We start from the raw sequence: 2,772 nt of genomic DNA on the forward strand, positions 1-2,772 counted from the left end.
GGCCCCAGGGAGGCCCTCGTCGCTACAAGCACATTGACAACTGACCTGGTTGTAAATCTCAAGAAGACCGACATTTCAAGCCGTAGCTCGAAGGATGTCCGCTTTGGGTTGTCGCCCCCCCCTCCGTGACCGAGCGCAATCAGCCAATTGCAGACTTCAACGCCGGCGCACGGTTATGATCGGGGATACCCAGGCGCCCTTGGACCCACGCTCATGCCAGCCTCGAAAACCCTCCCCTCCCCCGCGCCGCTGCTCAAACCCGGTGAGACGCTGGTGTTGTTCGACGGTGTCTGCAAGCTGTGCAATGGCTGGGTGAGGTTCGTGATTCGCCATGACCGTCAGCGGCGCGTGCGGTTGGCGGCGGTTCAGTCACCCGAGGGGCAGGCGCTGCTTGCCTGGGCAGGTCTGCCCATGGATCAATTCCACAGCATGGCGGTGATCCGCGACCGATACTACTGGGAGCGTTCGCAAGCTTTTTTCGAAGTCTTTGCCCAGTTGCCCGCCATCTGGCGCCCCGTGAACCTGTTGCGCATCATCCCTCGCCAACTTCGAGATTGGGCCTACGACCGCATTGCGCTCAATCGCTATCGGCTCTTCGGGAAATACGACACCTGCCTGTTGCCGGATCCGGATCATGAACAGCGCTTTTTGAAAGCGTCCCGGTGAACGCCTTAGGGCGACATCACGAGCTGGATCATTACCCGGCTTGAAGCTATACCGAAAGGGTTCCGGGCGGGGATGGACCACACGCTCGATTAGCGACTGAGGAGAATTTCACGGTGTCGAATCAGCTGGTCATACGCAACATGACCCGTCCCGAACTGGACGAACTCGTCGAGTGGGCTGCCCGTGAGGGCTGGAACCCCGGCCTTCACGATGCCGAGCTGTTCTGGGCCACGGACCCTGCCGCCTTCATCGCGGCGTCCCGGGGCGAGGAATTGATCGGCGGTGGCGCCATCACCTCCTACCATGGCGAATTCGGTTTCATGGGTTTTTTCATCGTCCGGCCCGAGTATCGCAGCCAGGGCCTGGGCAATACCCTCTGGCACGCACGCCGCGAGCGACTCCTCGCCCGCCTGCGCCCGGGGGCGAGCATCGGCATGGACGGCGTCTTCGCGATGCAGGACTACTACGCCAAGGGTGGTTTCGTCTTCTCCCATCGCAACCTGCGTTTTCGTGCCGAAATCACCGAGCGCCCGACGACCTCCCAGGCAGACGACCAGGACATCGTCCCGTTGGCCGCTTTCCCGTTCGATCAGGTGGTCGATTACGACCGCACCTGCTTCCCCGCCCCGCGCGCAACCTTCCTGAGCGGGTGGATAACCCAGGCCGATGCACTCGCCGTGGGTTGTCGGCGCGAAGGCAGGCTGAGCGGCTATGGCGTAATAAGGCGCTGCCGGGAAGGCTGCAAGATCGGTCCCTTGTTCGCCGATGACGCCCTGGCGGCCAATGCCCTCTACGCGCGCCTGGCGGAATTTGCGCAGGGTGGCCCGCTGTTTCTCGATGCCCCGGAGAACAACCCCGCCGCGATGGCGCTCGTGCGCCAACAGGGCATGACCGAGGTGTTCGGCTGCGCCCGCATGTACCTCGGCCCTCCTCCGGCGATCGCGCACGAACGTGTGTTCGGCGTCACCACCTTCGAGCTGGGCTGATGTCCGCCCGCGACCTCATCGGTTATGGCGGCCGTCCACCCCACCCGCGATGGCCCGGTGAGGCGCGCGTCGCCGTCCAGTTCGTACTCAACATCGAAGAAGGCGCGGAATCCTGCGTCCTCAATGGCGATCCCCAGTCGGAGGCCTGGCTTCACGAGCTACCCGGCCGCCCGCCGCGTGTGGGGGAACCGGACTTGAGCGTCGAGGGCATGTACGAATACGGATCGCGCGCAGGGGTGTGGCGCATTCTGGAACTGTTCGGCGCCCGAAGCCTGCCGCTGACCGCCTTCGCCGTCGGCCGGGCACTGGAACTCACCCCGGCGATCGGCCAGGCGCTCTGCGCGGCCGGGCACGAGATTGCCGGGCATGGCTACCGTTGGCTGGACTATCGCGACATGCCTGAAGATCAGGAGCGTCGCCATATCCGTCTCACCCTCGACGTGATCGAACAGGCCTGCGGCAAACGCCCCGTCGGTTGGTACACAGGAAGGGTCAGCCAGAACACCCGTCGCCTGTTGCGTGAGGAAGGCGGTTTTCTCTACAGCTCGGACGCCTACAACGATGACCTGCCCTATTGGCTCCCGGGCTCGCCCGCCCACCTGGTGATCCCTTACACACTGGTCAACAACGACGCCCGCTATCTGCTGCCGAACGGCTTCGCCTGCGGTGAAGACTTCTTCCGGCTGCTCAAGGACGCGTTCGACCTGCTGTGGCAGGAAGGCGCGCAACACCCGAAGATGATGAGCGTCGGCCTGCATGGGCGGATCAGTGGCCATCCCGGTCGTGCGATGGCGCTGGCGCGCTTTCTCGATTACGTGCAAGGCCACGACGCGGTGTGGATCTGCCGGCGCGAAGAGATTGCCAGGCACTGGATAGCCCGGTTCCCTGCCTGAGTGGGGTTCGCAACGGCCTGAGCCACGCAGGCTTGTCAAAATCCCCCGCTCTGCATCAGGCGCCCTGCTCCGCCTTGAACATCGCCGAGGCAGTGCCTGCCACTGATGTGCGTTTTGGGTCGGTATCAGCCGATCATGGAAGGCAGAAACCGACCGATTGTGTTGAAAAAGTCGACCATGGTTTGCGCATCCGAAAAGTACGCGTCCGAGATTGAAATCTTTACTTT

Annotated in this window: 3 protein-coding genes; all 3 read left to right on the top strand. The window is 63.3% G+C overall.

What is annotated here, in order from left to right; translation table 11 throughout:
- Positions 1–213: 213 nt before the first annotated feature.
- Positions 214–666 carry a thiol-disulfide oxidoreductase DCC family protein gene (locus AC3WN7_RS28550; RefSeq protein WP_102675858.1) on the top strand — a complete coding sequence of 151 codons (453 nt, stop codon included), beginning with the start codon at positions 214–216 and terminating at the stop codon, positions 664–666.
- 113 nt (positions 667–779) lie between these two features.
- Positions 780–1,652 (top strand): GNAT family N-acetyltransferase, encoded by an 873-nt coding sequence (locus tag AC3WN7_RS28555; RefSeq protein WP_095967176.1) that lies wholly within the window; start codon positions 780–782, stop codon positions 1,650–1,652.
- Positions 1,652–2,545: a polysaccharide deacetylase family protein gene (locus tag AC3WN7_RS28560; protein WP_102675857.1), complete on the top strand. Its 894-nt coding sequence runs from the start codon at positions 1,652–1,654 to the stop codon at positions 2,543–2,545. The genes AC3WN7_RS28555 and AC3WN7_RS28560 overlap by 1 nt, the downstream gene beginning before the upstream one ends.
- Positions 2,546–2,772 lie beyond the last annotated feature (227 nt).

The organism is Pseudomonas sp. FW305-70, assembly GCF_058783925.1.

Coding starts and splice junctions, on each gene's coding strand:
- AC3WN7_RS28560 (WP_102675857.1), top strand. CDS start 1,652: ATGTCCGCCCGCGACCTCATCGGTTATGGCGGCCGTCCACCCCACCCG.
- AC3WN7_RS28550 (WP_102675858.1), top strand. CDS start 214: ATGCCAGCCTCGAAAACCCTCCCCTCCCCCGCGCCGCTGCTCAAACCC.